Consider the following 20,895-nt stretch of genomic DNA (forward strand, 5'->3'; position numbering starts at 1 on the left):
CGTTACTTCACTGCTGAATATGCCTCAATAAAAACAAAAACGATCTGCATTTCATTCAGTAAAACACAGTAAGCGATTAGAAAAGTTGTTAACCATTAATAACAACGGATTGATTATGAATTCCAATTTTAGAAAGCCCCTAGCTGGTAGCAATCTTGATTATTTTGATACCAAAGCTGCAGTCGACGCCATTAAGCCAGGTGCTTATGAAAAACTGCCATACACTTCACGCGTATATGCTGAAAACCTAGTAAGACGTTGCTCACCAGAAACGCTAACCGATTCACTTAAGCAAATTATCGAGCGTAAGTGCGATCTTGATTTTCCTTGGTACCCAGCTCGTGTAGTTTGTCATGATATTTTAGGCCAAACGGCATTAGTTGATTTAGCGGGTTTACGTGACGCTATTGCTGAAAAAGGCGGTGACCCATCTAAAGTAAATCCCGTGGTACCAACTCAATTAATTGTCGACCATTCATTGGCTGTTGAGCATGCAGGATTTGAAAAAGATGCCTTTGAGAAAAACCGCGCTATTGAAGATAGACGAAATGATGACCGTTTCCATTTTATTAATTGGACGAAAACGGCATTTGAAAACATTGATGTGATCCAGCCTGGTAACGGCATCATGCATCAAATTAACCTAGAAAAGATGTCCCCAGTGGTACAAGCCCGAGAAGGTGTGGCATTTCCTGATACGTTAGTAGGTACAGACAGCCATACGCCCCATGTGGATGCGCTTGGCGTTATCGCAATTGGTGTGGGCGGCCTAGAAGCTGAAAGCGTTATGCTTGGTCGTCCATCATGGATGCGCCTACCTGATATCGTGGGCGTTGAGTTGATGGGTGAGCGTCAAGCTGGTATCACTGCCACCGATATTGTGTTAGCGATTACTGAGTTTTTACGTGAGCAAAAAGTAGTATCAACTTATCTTGAGTTCTACGGTGAGGGCGCAGCAAACCTAACATTAGGCGATCGCGCAACCATCTCTAATATGACCCCAGAATTTGGCGCTACAGCTGCAATGTTCTATATCGATGATAAAACCATTGATTACTTAACGTTGACAGGTCGTGATGATGAACAAGTTAAGCTTGTAGAGACCTATGCCAAAGCTAATGGTTTATGGGCTGATACGCTCACCAATGCTGAATACGAACGTGTGCTTAAGTTTGACTTGTCATCAGTAGGTCGCAACATTGCTGGCCCGTCGAACCCACATCGCCGTGTTTCAACCAGTGACTTAGCTGCAAAAGGCATCAGTGGTGAAGTTGAAAATGAAGCAGGCTTAATGCCTGATGGTGCCTGTATTATTGCCGCAATCACTAGCTGTACTAATACTTCAAACCCGCGCAACGTTATTGCAGCAGGTCTCATTGCACGTAATGCCAATGCTAAAGGGTTAACTCGCAAACCATGGGTGAAAACCTCATTAGCACCAGGCTCTAAAGCGGTGCAACTTTACCTTGAAGATGCCAATTTATTAACCGAACTTGAAGCCCTTGGTTTCGGCATTGTTGGTTTTGCTTGTACCACCTGTAATGGTATGAGTGGCGCATTAGACCCAGTTATTCAAAAAGAAGTTATTGAGCGCGATTTATACACCACCGCAGTGCTCTCTGGTAACCGTAACTTCGATGGTCGTATTCATCCCTATGCGAAACAAGCATTCTTGGCATCACCGCCATTAGTTGTTGCTTACGCTATCGCCGGAACTATTCGTTTTGATATCGAAAAAGATGTATTGGGCAAAGACAGTGAAGGAAATGACATTCGCTTAAAAGACTTGTGGCCATCAGATGCTGAAATCGATGCAGTGATTGCTAAAAGCGTTAAGCCTGAGCAATTTCGTAAAGTGTACGAGCCAATGTTTGATATTAAAGTGGACTATGGCACAGGTTCTTCACAAGAGGGCTCTTCACCTAAGATTGATCCGCAATATGAGTGGCGTCCGCAAAGTACCTATATTCGTCGTCCCCCATATTGGGAAGGCGCATTAGCAGGTGAGCGTACTATGAAGGGTATGCGTCCATTAGCGGTATTGGGTGACAACATTACCACTGACCATTTATCGCCATCTAATGCGATTATGCTCAATAGTGCAGCGGGTGCTTACCTTGATAAAATGGGTTTACCAGAAGAAGACTTCAACTCGTATGCGACGCATCGCGGCGATCACTTAACCGCTCAACGCGCTACTTTTGCCAACCCTAAGCTGCTCAATGAAATGGTCCAAGACAATGGCCAAATTAAGCAAGGTTCATACGCGCGTATTGAGCCAGAAGGGAAGATAAGCCGTATGTGGGAAGCCATAGAAACCTATATGGATCGTAAGCAGCCATTAGTGATCATTGCTGGTAAAGATTATGGCCAAGGTTCAAGTCGTGACTGGGCAGCAAAGGGCGTTCGTTTAGCGGGTGTTGAAGTGATTGTCGCTGAAGGTTTTGAGCGAATTCATCGCACTAACTTGGTCGGTATGGGCGTATTACCTGTTGAATTTATCAATGGTGAAAGCCGTCATACATATCAAATCGACGGCAGCGAAACCTTTGATGTGGTGGGTGAGCGAACCCCTGGGGCTATGATGACATTAGTTATTCATCGTCGTGATGGCTCACAAGCTGAAGTGCCTGTTAAGTGCCGATTAGACACTGCTGAAGAGCTATCGGTATATGAAGCTGGCGGTATTTTACAGCGCTTTGCTCAAGACTTTCTTGAAAGTAATCTGTAATCAGTAGCTATTAAATCAAAGACGATATGATATAAGCGCGAATAAGATCTCTCGCGCTTGGTATTTGGTAATGTTGGGGGCGATTAAGTCCCATACATCCATTGATGATTTATAGATTTTATAAGAATAAAATGAGTAGGAATTGGTATGTCTACGCAACAACAGGCGCATGCTCCACAAGTAAAAATACCCGCCACATATATGCGTGGTGGCACCAGTAAAGGCGTTTTTTTCAATCTAATTGATTTGCCAAAAGTGGCTCAAGTAGCGGGTGCTGCTCGTGATGCATTATTACTTAGAGTGATCGGTAGCCCTGATCCATACGGTAAACAAACCGACGGTATGGGCGGGGCAACATCCAGTACCAGTAAAACGGTAATTTTATCAAAAAGCACTCAAATTGATCACGATGTAGATTATTTATTTGGTCAAGTGGCCATTGATAAACCGTTTGTAGACTGGAGTGGTAATTGCGGTAATTTAACTGCAGCGGTTGGCTCATTTGCCATTTCAAACGGCTTGGTTGATGCGAGCCGTATTCCACAAAATGGCATTGCAGTAGTGAGAATTTGGCAAGCCAATATTAACAAGACCATCATTGCTCACGTACCAATGACAAATGGTGAAGTGCAAGAAACCGGTGACTTTGAGCTCGATGGGGTTACTTTTCCTGCAGCCGAAGTGCTTGTGGAATTTATGGCACCAGCTGATGCTGACGCGGCGATGTTCCCAACAGGTAATGTGGTTGATGAGCTGATATTGCCGCAATCTATTCCAGAGTTTAGCGAAAAGGGCGTTAAGTCAGTGAAAGCCACCATGATTAATGCTGGCATTCCGACAATTTTTGTTAATGCTGCAGATATTGGCTATCAAGGTAATGAACTGCAAGATGACGTCAATAGTGACCCACACGCTTTAGCTTTTTTTGAAATGCTTCGTGCTCATGGGGCTGTGCAAATGGGGTTAATTAATCACATTGATGAAGCGGCGGGTCGTCAACATACGCCAAAAATTGCCTTTGTTTCAGCCCCTAGTGATTACACCTCATCAAGCGGAAAATCAATTACAGTTTCAGATATTGATTTACAAGTTCGTGCCTTATCTATGGGTAAACTTCATCATGCCATGATGGGTACTGCTGCTGTGGCGATTGGTACTGCAGCGGCTGTAGAAGGTTCATTAGTGAACTTAGCTGCTGGCGGCACTCCACGTACTCAAGTGGTGTTTGGTCATCCGTCCGGTACGCTAAAGGTTGGCGCAGAGGCAACAATGGTTGATGGTAACTGGCAAGTGAACAAAGCCAGTATGAGCCGTAGTGCAAGGGTGTTAATGGAAGGCTGGGTAAGAATTCCTGAAAATAGTTTTTAATTAACCAAGGCTGTTCCTAATTATTAACTAGTACTGTTAACTAGATCTTTAGGCTATCAATAATAGAAGGCTAGCAAATGCCCTTTGCTAGCCTTTATTTTGTCAAAATTTAGCTATCTTTTATAAATCCCATGGAGTGAGAAATTGATAGAATCCATTGCTTCTCTTATGCTTGCCACAACCTTATTATTAGGCTCGCCAGGTCCAGTACCTATCGCACTTGCTGCCACAGGGGCAACCTTTGGTATAAAGCAAGGTACGCCATTTCTTATGGGGATTTTGCTAGGGTTGTTAGTAGCCATTATAGTTACAACTCTTGGGTTATCCACGCTGCTTAGTGTTTATCCCAATGTCAAAGTGATTTGCCAAACTATCGGTGGACTATATTTCTGCTTTATTGCCTACAAAATTGCAACGGCGCCCTTGGTTATTGATAAAGAAATACATCATGCTCCTAGCTTTCAAGATGGCTTTATTCTGAACCTTATTAACCCCAAAGCTTACGCAGCCTTTTTAGCAATATTCTCACAGTTCTTATTGCCGTTTGAACTGTCGTGGATAAGTTATATCTCTACAGGCCTAATTTGCATGTTAATTGCTATGGTCGTTGATAGCTTGTGGTTAATATTTGGCCGTTTAATAAAACCACTTTTTACTCATCCGAGACTGGCAAGGATAATCAGAGTGTCATTTGCTCTGTTAATGGTGCTTTCAGTAATTTACTCACAATATTTATAAGCCTAGCAGTGGGGGGGGACGACAAAATCTAAAACCTTTTCTTACATTATTAGATTTTACTGAATAACAAACATCACTTATAAATGACTTAATGCTCTAGTGATGATTCCTAGTTCTGTTGCTTCCTAAGCTTAATAGCTTTTACTGTTAACAATATAGCTAGCTGAACTTTGGTATTTTAGCTATGTATTTAGCCTGAGTTTAAAATCATTTTTCAAGGACGGTGAATTTATGAGGTCTTCAATTAAGGACTTTACCCCTACTAGACAAGCTTGGCTGACATTAGTGTTATTAATGGTTTTAGTTTTCATCACGTCAGGATGCTCTGCTCAATCAAGCATACATTTAAGTGATACCGAGCAAACTCAGCCAATATCAATATTCAATGGTCACACTTGGGCTCATGGCGCGTTGGATTGTAATGCTGATAATCAGCCAGCACATGAGGTTTATCAGTATGATCCTAACAGCTATATTGTCCGTCAAAATAAATGTTTAACATACGAAGCGCCGTTTATATATATCTTAGTCGGTGAAAATAAAGTGTTAATACTTGATACCGGTGCACTTAATCGTGACGCTGATTTTAGTTTTTATGAAGAAATACAAACAATATTGGGTAGCGATATGATCGCCAACAAGGAGCTGATTATCGTTCACTCTCATGGGCATAGTGATCATTATCAAGGTGATAAATCTTTTGAAGGGGAAAAAAATACACATCTAGTTATGCCTTCATCATCAGCTGTACAGCAGTTTTATCAGTTTGATAAATGGCCACAAGGGCAATTCACCATTGCGCTTGGAGGCAGAGATATTACGGTATTCCCCACTCCTGGCCATCAAGAAGAAGCATTAACTTTTTACGACGATAAAAATAAATGGCTATTGACTGGAGATACTTTATACCCAGGATATATTTATGTTAAAAATTGGGATGAATATCGCTCAAGTATTGCTAGATTAACCCAGTTTGCTGAGTCCCATGAAGTGAGTGCGATACTTGGTGCTCATATTGAAATGAAAGCGCAGTTAGGGGAGTACTATCCTATTGGCTCAACATACCAACCTAATGAAGCAAACCTTGATTTAACGGTAAAAAACTTACAGCAGCTGAATACGATTTTACAATCATTGGATGAGCCAACGGAAGTGACTATGGAGCACTTTATCATCAAGCCAATGAGCGGTTTTCAAAAAGCAATCAGTAATGCTGCTCGCTGGTTTACTCAATAGGTTGCTTAAAGTGAAAAGGCTACAGAATTGACTTTAATGATGATTTTATTCATTTGAAGAAAAGGCACTCACATTGAGCATACTTAAATAAATCTAAATGACATCTTCACAGTCACTGTTAATAGTTCACCTAATATAACGAAAGGAATAGGGTTCCCTTTCGTTATTTCTTGCATGATATTTGGGGGAGACTAACAGCTATCAGTTAACTGTTAGATGAATACCAATCTGCTAACGAGCCTCTCCCCATAACCTCATTGCTAATCCTGATGCTCTTGAGGTCACTTGCTTACAGGCTTTTTCGAATACATAAGGTGAGCCTAAGCAGATAAAGTGTTGTTTAGCCCTTGTAATGGCAGTATATACCAACTCTTTAGTGAGCAGTTGCCACTGAGCATTACTGGGTTTTTGTGGTAAAACGAAGGCTACTTTTTCAAACTCACTGCCTTGGCTTTTATGTACGGTCATCGCAAAACAGCTGTCATGATGTGGCAAGCGAGCGGGTTGCACTTTAAGTAAACTACCATCAGCTTTGACAAAGTAAGCCATAAGCCGCTCAGGTTTAAGCTCATCTTGTAAAATTAGCCCAATGTCACCGTTAAACAAGCCCAGGTTGTAATCGTTACTCTGGATGATAATCGGTCTGCCTAGATAAAACTCTTGGCTTGGCTTTATCCAACGGTTTTGCTTAAGTACATTGGTAATTGCAAGGTTAATTCCATCGACGCCAAATTCACCTGAGCGCATGGCACATAAAACACGGAATTTATTGAAGCTATCAATAATGTCTATCGCTTGATGAATATCCTCACGTGAACCAGAATCAGAATTCTGCTGATAAGCAAATTGATTATCGAGGATCATTTGCAAGTATTCGCTATAAGCCGCAACAGACAATTGCAGTAACTGTAAGCTTTGGCCTTCAGGCAGGTGCTCAATCCATGTGAGTTCTTGATGGCCTTGTTGCCACTCACGGCGAATACCATTGATATCGACAGTGTTAACCGCTTTAGCCAGCAAGCCAATCCCCGCATCACCTTTAAAGCGGTGGCTGTGCATTAACATGCATAAGTTGTCACCAATCATCGGTGTTTGATCAATAAATTGATGGGTATCTTCACCTGTTAACTGATGAAGTAATTCAGCTTGTTTGGCGCAATAACGCATTCGCCAAGGCTGTGATTGCTCGTTGGATATTTCTGGGTTAGCTGTTGAACTAACAGCCGTATTGGCAAGTCCCGAGCAAATATCGGCTAAGACTGCGCCAGCTTCAACAGAGGCTAGCTGGTCTTGATCGCCTAAAAGTATCAACCTGGCTTTATTTGGCAATGCATTTAACAGCTTATGCATCATAGGTAAATCAACCATCGAGGCTTCATCTACCACCAATAAATCTAATCGCAATGGGTTGTCTTTGTTATGGCGAAAAGCATGGGAGTTAGGAATAACCCCCAATAACCTGTGTAAGGTAGCAGCTTCTTCGGGAATACTATTTAGCGCATCAATTAACTCTGGTTTGCCGGTTTGGCTGACTTGAGCAAGTAAACGGGATTTTGACGCTTTAATTGACTCACTTAATCTTGCTGCAGCTTTCCCCGTTGGTGCGACTAAGCGTATGGTTAATGATGATTGAGTCAGCAGAAGCAATAAAAGCTTAGTCACCGTAGTGGTTTTACCTGTGCCAGGGCCACCCGTAATCACCGCTAAGGCTTTCGTTAAAGCAGTGGCGGTAGCCACTTTTTGCCAGTTGATCATCGGGGCTGTAGAGCTTGGATTTACTTCATCAAATAAGTCATTTAAATAAGCGGGCAATACTTGAGAGCCAGCTGATAAATCAATATCTAAGTTAATCGCTGCCATTTGATTTAGGCGGTTAGCCACTTCGGTTTCAAAGTGATAGTACTTATTAAGGTATAAACGCCCATGTTCAAAAATAAGTGGTTTATTATCATTGGGCTCACCAACACAATCCAAGTCGATAATGGCATTGGCTAATTGCTGGTGGTCGAGCGTTAGCTTGCACAAAGCTTGTTGCTCGCAAAAAGGGTTAGCCAAATCGATATCGTTGATCACTAAACAGCTATGCTGACTTGATAGTTGCTGGCTTAATAGGGCGCAAATAAACAGTAAAAAATCACCGTTTGAGCCGTTATCGACTTGAGTTGTTTGGCGTGAAATTTTAGCCTCAACTTGAACTTTGGCCATTTCCAAAGCGAAGTGGCGATCAAGGGGGGTGATTAGTGCTTGCTGTTGCCAGTGTTTTAATAAATCTTTTATTGGTGCGCTGAGATGGAGTAATTGACTCATGATGCAGACTCCATTGATGCTCTCGCTTCTGTTGAAGTACTTAGATCAATTGAAGCATTAAATAGTACATCTAATTGCTCAATCAACGCTTGAGGTGGCTTGTCGAAAAACACTCCAGATTGCGGCGATTGAGGGCTCATTCCACGTAGGAATAAGTAAAAGCTGCCGCCAATATGACGTTGATAGTCATAGGTTGGCATGCGCAATGACAAGTAACGATGGAGCGCTAAGGTATACAAGATATATTGCAGGTTATAGCGGTGGCTACTGATGGCTTTGCTCATGGCGTCGATATTGTAATCTTGGTAGTCGTCACCTAAATGATTCGATTTATAATCGGCTATGTAATATTGACCATTATATTCAAAGGTTAAATCGATAAAGCCTTTTAACATGCCTTGTAGCTCATCAAATTCAAGCCCTGCATCATAACCGTAATGGGTTAACAGTTGGTTTAATTGCTCCGACTTTAATCGGCTAATGGGTAAGTAAAACTCCATCTCCACCAGTTTTTGCTTTTCAGTTAACTCACTTAAGGTCAGCGGCATCCCTTGCGGAGTAAGCAATTGTTGATCGCATTGCTGATAACCCGTTAATAGTGGGGTATGCAATATTTGCTGATACCAATCAAATAAGGTGTCTGTCCAAATCTCTTTATCAAAACCGTATTGATCCATCGCTTTGATTAACGCATCTGGTAATTCATTATCGGCATTGGTGAAGTCAAATAACTCTAATACCAAGTGCATAAAGCTACCGGCATTGGCACCGCGTTCAAAGGTAAAACGGTTAATGGCATCTTCTTGAGCTTCAGTATCAAACGGATTGATATCACTGCTTGGTTCAAACTGTGGTTGTATTTCTTGACTGAAGTCTTCATCGTCTGCCCCTGGGGTCACTTTTTCATGGGCTAAATGCTTCACTAGCCCTGAGTAACTGCCTACTCGCCAAGGCGTATGGTAATCGCGCACTAATGTTTTCGGAGCAAGGTCTTGGTCGTTGTTATCAATATTGATAAGCGCTGACTCATCGATGGCATCGATTTCAGTAATACTAATTGCATTAATGACATTGCCAGCTTTATCTTTCGTAAGCGATTGTGCTTTTAATTTGAGCTGCTCAAAGTCGCACTCTTTACTGGTGATACCCAATAAATAACCGATGGCAGTTTCAAATAATTGGCTACTAATGCCCGCTTTTAACATACGGCTATGATTGGCGATGTATAAGTAACATACATAAACAGGGCGGGTGAGCGCCACATATAACAAGCGTAAATCTTCGGCAAGATTTTCTTGTTTATATTGCTCCCAACCTTCTTTAGTGGCTTCTACATCCCATATTAATTGGTCGTTTTGATGGTAAAGCATTGGTGTGGGTTTTCGGCGATTATCTCGGGCTAAGCTGATAAAGGGGACAAAACATACTGGGTACTCAAGCCCTTTACTCTTATGAATCGTGACGATTTGTACCAAGTTTTGCTCGCTTTCAAGCCTAAGCTGCTGCTCGTCGCTCCCTTGACCATCAATCAGTTGTTGTTCAAACCAATTGATTAAGGCGCTGCTACCATCAAGCTCGGTGGCTTTTTGTTGTAACAGCTCAGATAGATGACGAAAATCGGTTAAGCGGCGCTCGCCACTTTCAGTTTCGTTGATTGCTTTTGACTCATTCACATTCCCTTTGGCTAAGTAACGTTTGATGAGTGCTGTTTCACTGGCGAGGGAAAGCAGTGCTGGCATAATGCCGTGACGATTCCACAGTTGATGCCACTCAGCGAATTTATCTAATAAATCTTGGCGCTGTTCTTCATCTTGATTAAATTGATGAATTTGCTGGGCGCTATAGCCCATTAACTCGGTTGCCATGGCGCTGCGTAAGCTGCGCTCATCTTTTGGGGTAGCTAAAGCACGTAATATAATCGCAAGCTCAAAGGCTTCTTGGGTTTTAAAGACGCTATCACGGCTTAAAAATACTGCGCCAATATTACGGTCGCTTAAGGCTTTTTTCATGACAGCCGCTTCGTTTCGGTCGCGCACCAGTACCGCTATGTCTTTAGCAATAAGCGGTTTGGCTGATTTGCCATTTGAGCTATTTTCCGTAAAACCATTGTCCGTAAAACCATTGTCCGTAAAACCATTGCCCGTAAAACACTGACCATCTTGGGATTCAGTTAATAGCCGCTTAATTTCACTGGCGGCATCATTGGCTAATACTTTACGGCCAGTGGTTTTATTTAATCCGGAGTCATCTTCACCCAGTAACTTTATGCGCAGTGCTGCAGCGTGAGTTTCTGCTTCGGTGAGTATTTTATTGTCAGCACTTTTTGGCGTATTGACTACATCATAAGGAATCGCATCACTAATAAACGGGTCGTCATGTTGGCTAAATAACTGGTTTACACCCTTTACTAGCGCAGTTGATGAGCGGTAATTGGTTTCAAGGTTGTAATGGGCTTGGGTTTGCTTACGGGCTTGAATATAGGTATGAATATCGGCTCCGCGAAAGGCATAAATCGCTTGTTTAGGATCGCCAATCATTAGCAAACTGAGTTTATCTAATTGTTCTTGCTCCTGATAAATAGCCGAGAAAATCGCAAATTGTAGCGGATCGGTATCTTGGAATTCATCAATTAAGGCGACCGGGAAGCGGCTGGCAATGGCGTTAGCAAGCTGCTGCGAGACGCAAGACTCAGCCTCTTGTGATGCTTGTGATTCAGCAGCTTGACTGTTTTGCGCAGAATTCAGTGCGCCAGCTAAGGTAATTAATAGATCATCTGGGGTCATCAAATTACGCTGGGCTTTTTGCAGCGCAAAACGTAATTTTATTCCATCTTTAGCCCGAACTAAAAATGCGGGTTTGATTTGATTTATTAAATCAAACAATCGCTCAATATGATCTAATAGTGGCGCTTCAGATGGCGTTGGTACCGTGCCGCCTTTATTGAGCTTAAGACCTGACAGTGCCAGCATTTCTAATTCTTTAATTGGCGGCAAACCATAATCTGCTTTGACCCAATTGCTTAAGCGGTCAAACATTGCTGCAAGTTTAGGGTAGTCATCGGCTTTTTTACCAAAGCGGGCACCATTAAGCGGTAGGCTGTGGAGTAATGTCAGTGCTGTTTCACTGTCGGCTGCCCAGCGCATTTTAAAGCGTGATAAACTTTGAATAAGCTCATTGGTTAACTTATTAAAGTCTTTGGCTATAAATGAGGTTTTAGCTTGCGTTGCACCTAATAGCTGCCTTAGTTGTTTGGCTAAATCATCAGGGCTGCCAAATTCATTGGCAATCACTTGGGCTAATACGGGTGGCAATGGGTAACAGGTTTCACGCCAAAAGTCCCTTACCGCATGGTGTAAAAACTCGCTGTCATCTAGGGTAAATTCAGATTCAAAGAGCAATGATGACTCGAACGCCATGTCTGACAAAATCCGCTGACAGAAACCATGAATGGTAAAAATGGCGGCTTCATCTAATGACTTTAACGCTAAATCTAATCGTCTTAATGCGATTGCACGTTCAGATTCAGGTATTTGCTGATAAAGCGCTTTGACAAACTCATCGTTAGTTTCTAGGCCAATAAAACATTTAAAGGCCACCTGAATCCGTTTACGGATACGGTCACGTAGCTCTTCGGTGGCCGCATTGGTAAAAGTCACCACTAAGATTTGTTCGCAGGTTAATGGCGCGTTGTTTTCATCACCCAACAGCAAACGTAAATATAACCCTGAAATGGTATAGGTTTTACCTGTACCGGCACTGGCTTCAATTAAGCTACTGCCCACAAAAGGCAAGGTGAGGGGATTTAATTTGGTTACTGTGACCATTATTGATTGCCCTCAGTGCTAGTCGATACGGTTTCATTGATGTATTCATCTAAGTCAGCCAAGGTGCCTTTGTGATACACGCTGAGCATTGGCTTAAGTAGTTGCATGGCTGTATGGCCAAATCCTTGCTCAGTGAAATCCTCTGGGAAGCTAAATAAACGTTTATTGTGTGGATCGTTTCCTTCACCAAACTCGGTTTGTTCATCAATCCATTGGCTTTGGGCTTCATGGAGTTTTTCATCGTGCTCACCTTCGGCTTCAACGTAGGCAAGGGCAGTACGGGGCATAAAGCAAAGAGGCTGTGCTTGGCCGTTAACATAAGCTTGAATAAACAGTTGCAACAGTTGCTGTGCTGCATCAGTTTTTATGGCAGTAAAGGCATGAAAATGGCCTATATCCAGCAGGTAACTGTTTTTCTCTACTCCAGCCGCGTTTAAACACAAGTGACGTAAGTAAACCCGCAAAAAGTCCCGGCCGTGAGCAGTCCCAGGGCGATAGTTCACTTGGCCCTTGGCGTAAATATCATCAATGCGGCCAATCAAATTGACTTCGATAGTTTGTTGCGGCGTTAATTTAATGTCGTTAAAGGATAAATCCACATCCACTTCAGTGGTTTGAGTTTCAGCAGTTAAATACAATACACGGCCAATGAGTGGTGCGATATCTTTTTGATATTGATTGAGTAGCAAATCATCAAAAGGCTTCATCGGTAATGAACCGCTAGCTTTTAGCTTGGCGACAAACTCAATATCTGCATGTTCTAACTGATTTGAAATAGCGCTATCGAGTAAAGCGGATTGCAGCTTGTAACGCTCAAGCGAGTCTAAACCAAAAGGTTCATCATTATCGTCGGCCTGAATACGCAGGTTAAAGTCGACTTTAAGGCTACGATTTAAAAAGAACTGCGCAGGGCTTCTAAAGAAACGCAATAAAGCAGATAGCTCAAGAGTAAGTTGATGTTCTGTCGCTGCATCGGCTAAATCTGATTGTAAATCCACAGCAATAGGTTTAGCAGAGTCGATAAATGCCGATTGCCATTGCGCTGTTAATGGATCATTAAACTTAGGCGGGCACCATTGATGGCTATAACTTTGCTGAAAAGAAGTTTGTTGTAACCTAGATTGCTGCAATGGCGAGTCAGAAATCTCAGACTGAAATAGTTTCGCATCGAAAGGTTGCAGCGGTTGCTGAACAATCAAATGCTCAATAATAGCTTGGTCGGCAGCGTCATTACTGATGTTTGACCGTAGAGTCGAGTCTGAACCTTCGGTGAAGCAATAATCGGCAAAGTAACACAGTTGATAATACTCAATAAGCTCTGACACTAACATCGACGGAATTCGCTCGGCATTATCGCGCTCTGAGTGGCCAATGTAACTGATATAAAGCTGCTGCCTTGCTGATAAAAGCGCTTCTAAAAAGAGGTATCTGTCATCTAATCTACGAGATCGGTCGCCTTTTATTGCGCCATTGTGCGCCATCAAGTCAAAGCCCACAGGATGCTGGACTCGAGGATAAACACCGTCATTCATCCCTAATAAACACACCACTTTAAATGGAATCGATCGCATTGGCATTAAGGTACAAAAGTTAACGCTACCTGCAAGGTATCGCTGACCCACTCTTGATTCATTTAAGCGTTGATTGAACCACTGTTTAAGCACTTCAATATCAAGCTCGCCATGATGACCTGCGCCTTCTAACTCTTCTTTTAATGCTGTTAATGCTTCACGGATGGTTTGAACTTGTTCGCGTTCATCGTCATCAGCTTCAAAAAATACATCGAGTAATTGATAAAGCTGTTCAATGCGCTCAAGTGTCGGGCAGGTGGTCGCAAGTTGCAGTTGATACTCATCAATGGACTCTAAAAAGTTAAGTAAGTAACCCAAGGTTTGCGCAGATTGTCCTTCAACACCCTTTACTAACAAGGTTTCATGGTAAATCGATGAGTCGTCGTTGAAAGCGTAACCTTGAATAAGACGGCTAATGCCAAATGCCCATGAGTTCTGTTTAAAACCAGGAACACCTTGTTGCAGGCGAGTGTGTTCATCACGCCCCCAACGAACATTGGCGTCATCTAACCAGCGCCTGATGAGCTGTAAACCGTCATCATCGAGTTGAAACTTGCGTAAAATAGCGGGCACTTCAAGAATACTAATGATATCTGTTAAGCCAAAACGACTTTGATTGATATTAAGTAAATTTAAGAAACTATTAATTAGTGGCGACTCTTGCGCAGCGCCTCTATCTGCAATGGCATAAGGAATATAATAGTTACTTTGACGAGTACCTTTTAACGCGCCTTGTAAAGAGCTTGATTGGCTATTACTTGTGCCAAAAACTGCATCAATGTACGGCGCATAAGCTGCAACATCAGGCATCATAACCACAATATCTTTAGGCAGTAAGCTGTCACTATTGTCTTTATTGGAAAGGAGTTCTAATAAATGATCGTGCAGGGTTTCAACTTCACGTAGCGGGCTATGACAGCTTCTTAAAGTAATCGAATCATCAGTTGGTTTAAGACTTCTTCGCGCCTCAGCATTTTGATAAAAATGCGCATCTGGCCCTAATGCTTGGCCTAATGTTTCCATTTGTAAAATGTCGAACTGCAAACCTTGAAGTAGGTTTAGCTCATCAGGGGATTGCTCTGGTTCTATGTAACAATCGTAGCTAAAGTCAGTGTGCTCAGCAGGTAACTCCAGCATTAAATCTAAAAGTTCACGTCCCATTTTGCCGTTATTGGCTAAAATGGGATTGCCGACTTCTAACTTTTCTTCCCACAGTTCACCTAACTGTTTTTTATCAGCGTATTGCAGCGCCATACGAGCGCGAGCTTTAGGGTCAACGATATCGCCCCAATAATGCTGGCAAGGGCTTAATGAAAACATGATAACTTCGATACGTTCGGCTAAATGGTAAAGCACCTCAAGGGTTTGCGGTGGCATGGATGAAATACCAAACACAAATAACCGCTCTGGTAATGAGCCGATAACCGTTTGAGGGTTTTGCAGCGCTGAAATCAATTCTTGATGTAAATTGGCGCGATGATAATGGCTACCCTTGATGGTGTTTTGATTGTAGTCAATTAATGCTCGCCACAACTTAGGTTGCCATAACTGATTTTGTTCCAGTTTTATCGGGTGCTCGTTTTGCTCCCAACCAAGGATCCAACTTGGGCGATAAACTAAGTATTGGTCAAAAATATCGGCAATACGGCCACACAATTGATAAAGCTTCATCGCATCAAAATGCTGTTGATGCTGGGCCGATAAAATACTTAAGCTATCTTTTGTAGGGGTATGTGTTTGTGCTGCTTCTACCGCAGAAGGATCTAAGTTTAGGTTAGTGCCTGTAAAATCGGTCGTTAACTCAGGAGTGAGGTACGCTTTTAGTGGCGCAAAATCTTCATCTGTTAATAAAGTTGGCAGCAAATCCATTAACTTCCACGTCATGGCCGCCTTGGTAAAAGCATTATCTTTGGGCACATCAGGCAATAATTCATGGCAAAGTTGCCAAGTAAAGCTAGATGGAAGCGGGAAGGAAAGGGCCGCTGCAATACCATTGTATTTAGCGACTTCTAAACGCAGCCAAGTCGACATACCTGGGCTTTGGACTAGCACATGCTCGTTAGCCAGCAAGTTAGCATTATCAAGGGGAATGGCTAACATTTTGGAAAGCTGTTCAGATAGCACTTCCATCTGATTCGATTGAATTAATCTAAGCATTACTGACTCGGCAACTGATGATAAAAACCATTCTAAGAGGTTGTTATTAGGTTTGAAAGGCTTTTATAACATAGCGGGGTTAAACGATAAAATAGCAAGCAAATAGGAAGAGTTTTGCTTGCTTTGATTTGTGATAGTTTGGTTAGTAGGGGAGCTGATAAGGCAGGTTAAAGAGGTAAGAGATTTCGTTTCTTCTACTTCAACTTATTTTACCTTTATTTCCAAACTTTGTTTGAATTAGGATAAAGGTCGTGGCGCTTCGCCCCTTCTTTTGTAAATTGTGACGAAAGGGAAACAACAGCATTTCCCTTTTCGATATCCCTTGCCGCTCCGACGAAGTGTGGTTCCTTATGCTAAATTAGCGAGTTTACTACCGCCTCAGATTCGCCATCCCTGGCTCAATCTTAGGCTGTGTCGGTTTCCTGCCTCCATCACGCAAATTAGCTCAAAGCATTCGGGCACTTCAAACGGAGAATTTTGAGCCTGCAGCCTCGTTTGTCATAGCTAGAAAAACACATCTTTTAAAGGCCAAAATGTTCAATGTGAATTGAGGAAAGCAAGAAAATTACGTGAGCCCAGACATGGATGTCTGGCTAGCTTTCGAGGGGAAGGGACGCCCCATCGTAAGCGTTAGTGTTTTTTGCCGATTGACGAGGTTGGCTAAAAATGAAGTTTGACGCTGTGAAAATCCCCATTGAAATATTTCGCTTTTCAGAAAATTTCTTAGGGGCAGCGGGGTGTTCCAAGAGGGTATTGCTGTTGATACCCTTTTGGTCTGGTGTGGGCGAAGCACCACGACGTTAATCTCATTTAAATGAGCAAATTAAAAAGTTAACCCTACAATCCCATTTTCACTTTCCTAAAGTAGCGCTTAAACAAGATTTGATGTTGTTCAACCTGCTTATCACTTAACTGCTGATATTGAAGTGCAATAAAGTGTTCTGTCATTTTTTCAAAATCGAATACCAATTGCGGTTGCTCTTGATGTAGCACTTGATGTACAAAGTTTGCAAATGCTTGTGGTGGCATGGTCTCACGTGGGTAACCTTTTTTAGCTAACTTAGCGCATATAAGGTTATAGCGTTTGATGATTGGGTCCTGTTTGGGGCTTAAATTAAACACACCCGCATAGTAGGCAATCACTAACGCTATAAGGCTAAAGCTGATAATCATTAAGATGATCATTTTACTGGTATTTACATCACCAAGTAATTCACTGAGCACTTGTTGCTGGCGCTCTCCATCAAAGCCAAGTACCCAGACGCTCCAGTAAAAATCCAAACTTGCTAGTTGCAGTCGAATATCATTAAGCCAAGGGATTTCTTTTAATCTCAAACTGGTAAACGGACTGTCTTGTAAGTAGCTATCTTGGCCGGTAAACATGGCATCAAAACCATCTAATATTCGCTCAGGCGCTATCATAGCCGTTGGATCAAAACGAACCCAGCCTTGTCCTTCAAACCAGACTTCGGTCCATGCATGAGCCATGTACTGATAAATACTGTAATAACCTGCTTTAGGGTTGTACTCACCGCCTTGATAGCCAGCAACCATACGAGCCGGTATACCACTTGAACGTGCCATAAACACTAATGCTGACGCGTAATGAGAGCAAAACCCCGCTTTGTTTTCAAACAAGAAATCATCCACTTGATCGCCGCCGATAGGAGGTGGGCTTAAGGTATAAAAATACGGTTGTTCAGTAAAATAACGCATCATTGCGTTAATGCGATTAACGGGGTTAGGGTATTCCTTGGCAAATTGCTGCCCCAGCGCTTGAGTTTTAGGATTGGTTTTAGTTGGCAGAGTTAAATTAATCCGCCTGGTCAGTGGTGGTAATTCAGCTTCAAGTTTGCTGTTAGGATAAGAGGTCACTCGATAACTAAAACGTTGATCTACATTACGTAATGAGAATAAGCGAAAATCACTCATTTCTACCACTTGCTCAGTGGGAGAGAAGGATTGGTCTAAGCCAAAAAGCCATTTTTGAAATGTGGGTTCGGTAATTACCTGATAATTTAAAGGGTTATCAAGCTCAGGCCCTTGGGGACGTGGTCTGCTAGGTCTTTCCCCATAAATCTTAAGTTGTTGATTTTTTCTTTTATTTGCTTGCTTCCATGTTTTTCCATCATAGTTTTCCATCACCAACGCGCGCCAGTATAGTTCCTGATTAGGTATAAGCTGTGATTTAGAAAAATTTTGAGTCTCGTTATCAAATCCGACTCTAAATGCCAGGCTTGGCGAGCGAGTGAGTTTACTGATATCTCCCAGTGAAACTTCATCAGATAAGCCTGTAGTGGCATTGTTCATGCTTGGGGCTAACCATAATGGAGGTAGGCGCGGGAATACTACAAAAAGGAGTAATGCTAAGGGCAGACTTTGCAAAAATAATTTTAAACCAAAGCTTAAGTGAACCTTTCTGCTGCTATGTTGATATACGCTGATAAGGACGCAGGCGTTGATAACGCAGACAAACAGTAAATGCACAGTATCTAAGATGCTTTGGCGCTCAAGCAGCGCAAACGCAATGAGAAAATAGCCTACTAATACCACGACTTTTACATCACGAATTTGACGCATTTCAATGTATTTAAGCGCGTAACCCAGCAGTAGCAAATTAACGAGTGCGTTAAGCATGCCAATTTCTTTAGACACTAAAGCTAATGTGGCGGCGGCGCCAATGGCAAGGCTGGTGACTAATAGCTTTGGCGGGGCGGCGACTTTGCCAAAATAAATACCCACTCGCCAAACAAAGCAAATGGCGCAAATACCAATACTCCACAACGTGGCATCTTGATAAAGTGGCGATAACACCAACACATTGGTTAACAGTAACCAAAACAGGGTATTACGACCGATGTTTTCATTAAAGTTATCGTTAAATGAATCCGTTAAACTTGCATTTTGAGGTGCTGTTTTTTTAGCTTTCATCAGCACTCCCATTGTTTAATTCATTAGTGTTGCCGAACAGTGCAATGAGTTGTTGGCATTGTTTACGGTGTGCTTCGCCGCTGTCTTGTTCAATGATGTGCTGATTAAGGGCTAAACCAAACACTTGCTGTCCTTGAGATAAGGCATTGACTTGCCATGCGAGTTTGCTGAGTTTTTGCTCAAGGCTATTGCCTCGAGTGTCATCAAGGCTTAACCACACGGGTTTACCCTCTGGTTGCGCAAACTCTTTGGTTAGCATGCCTCGACCTTGGGCCCACTGTTTCCAAGCGACCTGTTTTAATGACTCACCTTCAACATAGGTTTTTAAGCCTTTGTAATCGTCTACTCCAGGCTGTAATTTGCCGTGGTCAAATTCTGTGCTGTTATCGTCATCTAAACTGGTGAGCGATACTTGAGTGTTGAGCGGTTCAGCATAAATGATGTGATTGATATCTAAATCAACATAAGTCCAAGTGCGGAACAAACCTAAAGGGAAATTGGATGAAACTTGAATTCGCCCTGGATTAAATGTGCCACGAACCTGTGGAGAGAAAGCGATAGTTGCATGGATTGACTCACCAACATCTGTCAGTCGAATATGTCGCTGGTCAGCAAAGTTTAGGCAAATTTGTTGATGGCTAGTTTGACTGTTATTTTTGTTTATTTTGCTGGTTAAACTTACCGGGAATGCAATATTTTGATTGGCATAAGTTTCAGGTGGTGTTTGAGATGTAAGTGTTAACCCTGCAAGGTTTTTATAGCTGTAGATAATACAAGTATGCAGTACACTTGCCAGCAATAAGCTTAGGCCTATGACTAAGTTATTTTGATAGTTTGTTCCAAATAGATAGAGTACAAAAATAAGTGCAAACCACGCGATACCAAAGCCACTGGGTAAGATGAAAATACTCTTATGGGTCAGCGTGACCTGTTTGTTGGGGGGGATCCGCTTGTTAAGCCAATGCCCCCAGCGGCGCGTTATTCGATGAGGAATGAAGCGTGAATACCATTTTTGATTTGGCTGAAAACTTGCTCGTGGTTCAACTTTCTTATTCATACTTGCTAGCTAATTGGGTTAACGCTAGCAAGAATATGATCAGACAAGGCTTGACCTTGTAACTGACTATTCGTGCGAATACGGTGTTCAGCCACGCAGTGAAATACCGCTTGAATATCTTCAGGTACCACGTAATTGCGATGATGTATAAACGCCCAAGATTTAGCGGCATCTAACAGCGCAATACTGGCACGGGGAGATAGGCCGTTGCCATCAGCCTGCTGGCGAGAAAATTGTGCTAAATGAATGAGGTATTTGAGTACAGCATCAGATGCGCTCACTTTCTGAACTTGGTTTTGTAAGCTGATTAACTCATCAGGCGTAAAGCATTGAGACAGTGGTTCAGCTACGCTGCGTGAAGTTAAGCCTTTGAGCATTTCAAGTTCAGCTTGCTCATTCGGGTAGCCAATAGAAATACGCATCATAAAGCGATCTAATTGTGATTCAGGTAATGGAAACGTACCTGATTGCTCAATAGGGTTTTGCGTTGCAATAACAAAGAAAGGTTTTGGCAACGGGTGAGTGGTGCCATCTAAGGTGATTTGGCGTTCAGCCATAGCTTCGAGAAGCGCGCTTTGGGTTTTAGGGCTAGCACGGTTAATTTCATCGGCTAACAGCATTTGATTAAAAATGGGCCCAGGGTGAAAAGTAAATTGTTGCTGTTCCTGCTGATAAATCGACACACCGAGAATGTCGGCAGGGAGCATATCGCTGGTGAATTGGATCCGTTGGTAACTCATGCCTAAAGAGGTAGCGAGCGCTTGGGATAAACTGGTTTTGCCCATTCCCGGTAAATCTTCAATTAATAAGTGGCCTTTAGCCAAAATGCAGGCCACAGCCAGTTTAATTTGCTCTGGTTTACCCAGTAATACACTTTCTAATTGCGATAATAATTGTTTTAGTTTTGACGCTGGCACTCAGGACTCCGTTAGTTAACAAATTAAAAAGTGATGTTTGTTAACAAATACACCGAAA

Annotated in this window: 10 protein-coding genes; 4 read left to right on the plus strand and 6 right to left on the minus strand. The window is 42.4% G+C overall.

Annotated features, from left to right (window positions below; all coding sequences use genetic code 11):
* Window positions 1-115: 115 nt before the first annotated feature.
* The 4 genes from acnD to K5Q58_RS15760 all read left to right on the plus strand — a co-directional run bounded on the left by acnD (window position 116) and on the right by K5Q58_RS15760 (window position 6,073).
* Window positions 116-2,731 carry a Fe/S-dependent 2-methylisocitrate dehydratase AcnD gene (acnD, locus tag K5Q58_RS15745; protein WP_220754860.1) on the plus strand — a complete coding sequence of 872 codons (2,616 nt, stop codon included), beginning with the start codon at window positions 116-118 and terminating at the stop codon, window positions 2,729-2,731.
* Between the two features lie 147 nt (window positions 2,732-2,878).
* Window positions 2,879-4,099: a 2-methylaconitate cis-trans isomerase PrpF gene (gene prpF / locus K5Q58_RS15750; RefSeq protein ID WP_220754861.1), complete on the plus strand. Its 1,221-nt coding sequence runs from the start codon at window positions 2,879-2,881 to the stop codon at window positions 4,097-4,099.
* 144 nt (window positions 4,100-4,243) lie between these two features.
* The gene (locus K5Q58_RS15755) at window positions 4,244-4,837 is read left to right on the plus strand and encodes a LysE family translocator (protein WP_259651368.1); all 594 of its coding nucleotides are present in this window, start codon (window positions 4,244-4,246) and stop codon (window positions 4,835-4,837) included.
* A gap of 231 nt (window positions 4,838-5,068) precedes the next feature.
* Window positions 5,069-6,073 carry an MBL fold metallo-hydrolase gene (locus K5Q58_RS15760; protein ID WP_259651369.1) on the plus strand — a complete coding sequence of 335 codons (1,005 nt, stop codon included), beginning with the start codon at window positions 5,069-5,071 and terminating at the stop codon, window positions 6,071-6,073.
* Between the two features lie 231 nt (window positions 6,074-6,304).
* On the opposite strand, the gene recD is transcribed toward K5Q58_RS15760, so the two are convergent.
* From recD to K5Q58_RS15790, 6 genes are all read right to left on the minus strand, one after another.
* Window positions 6,305-8,380, minus strand: coding sequence for an exodeoxyribonuclease V subunit alpha (gene recD, locus K5Q58_RS15765; protein WP_220754862.1), 2,076 nt, complete (start codon window positions 8,378-8,380; stop codon window positions 6,305-6,307).
* A complete protein-coding gene (gene recB / locus K5Q58_RS15770; RefSeq protein ID WP_220754863.1) occupies window positions 8,377-12,204 on the minus strand; it encodes an exodeoxyribonuclease V subunit beta in 3,828 nt (1,275 codons plus the stop codon). The genes recD and recB overlap by 4 nt, the downstream gene beginning before the upstream one ends.
* The gene (recC, locus tag K5Q58_RS15775) at window positions 12,204-15,932 is read right to left on the minus strand and encodes an exodeoxyribonuclease V subunit gamma (RefSeq protein WP_220754864.1); all 3,729 of its coding nucleotides are present in this window, start codon (window positions 15,930-15,932) and stop codon (window positions 12,204-12,206) included. Before recC ends, recB begins: the two co-directional genes overlap by 1 nt.
* An 837-nt stretch (window positions 15,933-16,769) precedes the next feature.
* Complete coding sequence (locus tag K5Q58_RS15780; protein WP_220754865.1) at window positions 16,770-18,863, minus strand: DUF3488 and transglutaminase-like domain-containing protein; 2,094 nt, start codon at window positions 18,861-18,863, stop codon at window positions 16,770-16,772.
* Window positions 18,853-19,920: a DUF58 domain-containing protein gene (locus K5Q58_RS15785; RefSeq protein ID WP_220754866.1), complete on the minus strand. Its 1,068-nt coding sequence runs from the start codon at window positions 19,918-19,920 to the stop codon at window positions 18,853-18,855. Before K5Q58_RS15785 ends, K5Q58_RS15780 begins: the two co-directional genes overlap by 11 nt.
* Window positions 19,921-19,925: 5 nt before the next feature.
* A complete protein-coding gene (locus tag K5Q58_RS15790) occupies window positions 19,926-20,837 on the minus strand; it encodes a MoxR family ATPase (RefSeq protein ID WP_220754867.1) in 912 nt (303 codons plus the stop codon).
* Window positions 20,838-20,895 lie beyond the last annotated feature (58 nt).

This window comes from Shewanella sp. KT0246, from assembly GCF_019654955.1.
GTDB lineage: Bacteria > Pseudomonadota > Gammaproteobacteria > Enterobacterales > Shewanellaceae > Shewanella > Shewanella goraebulensis.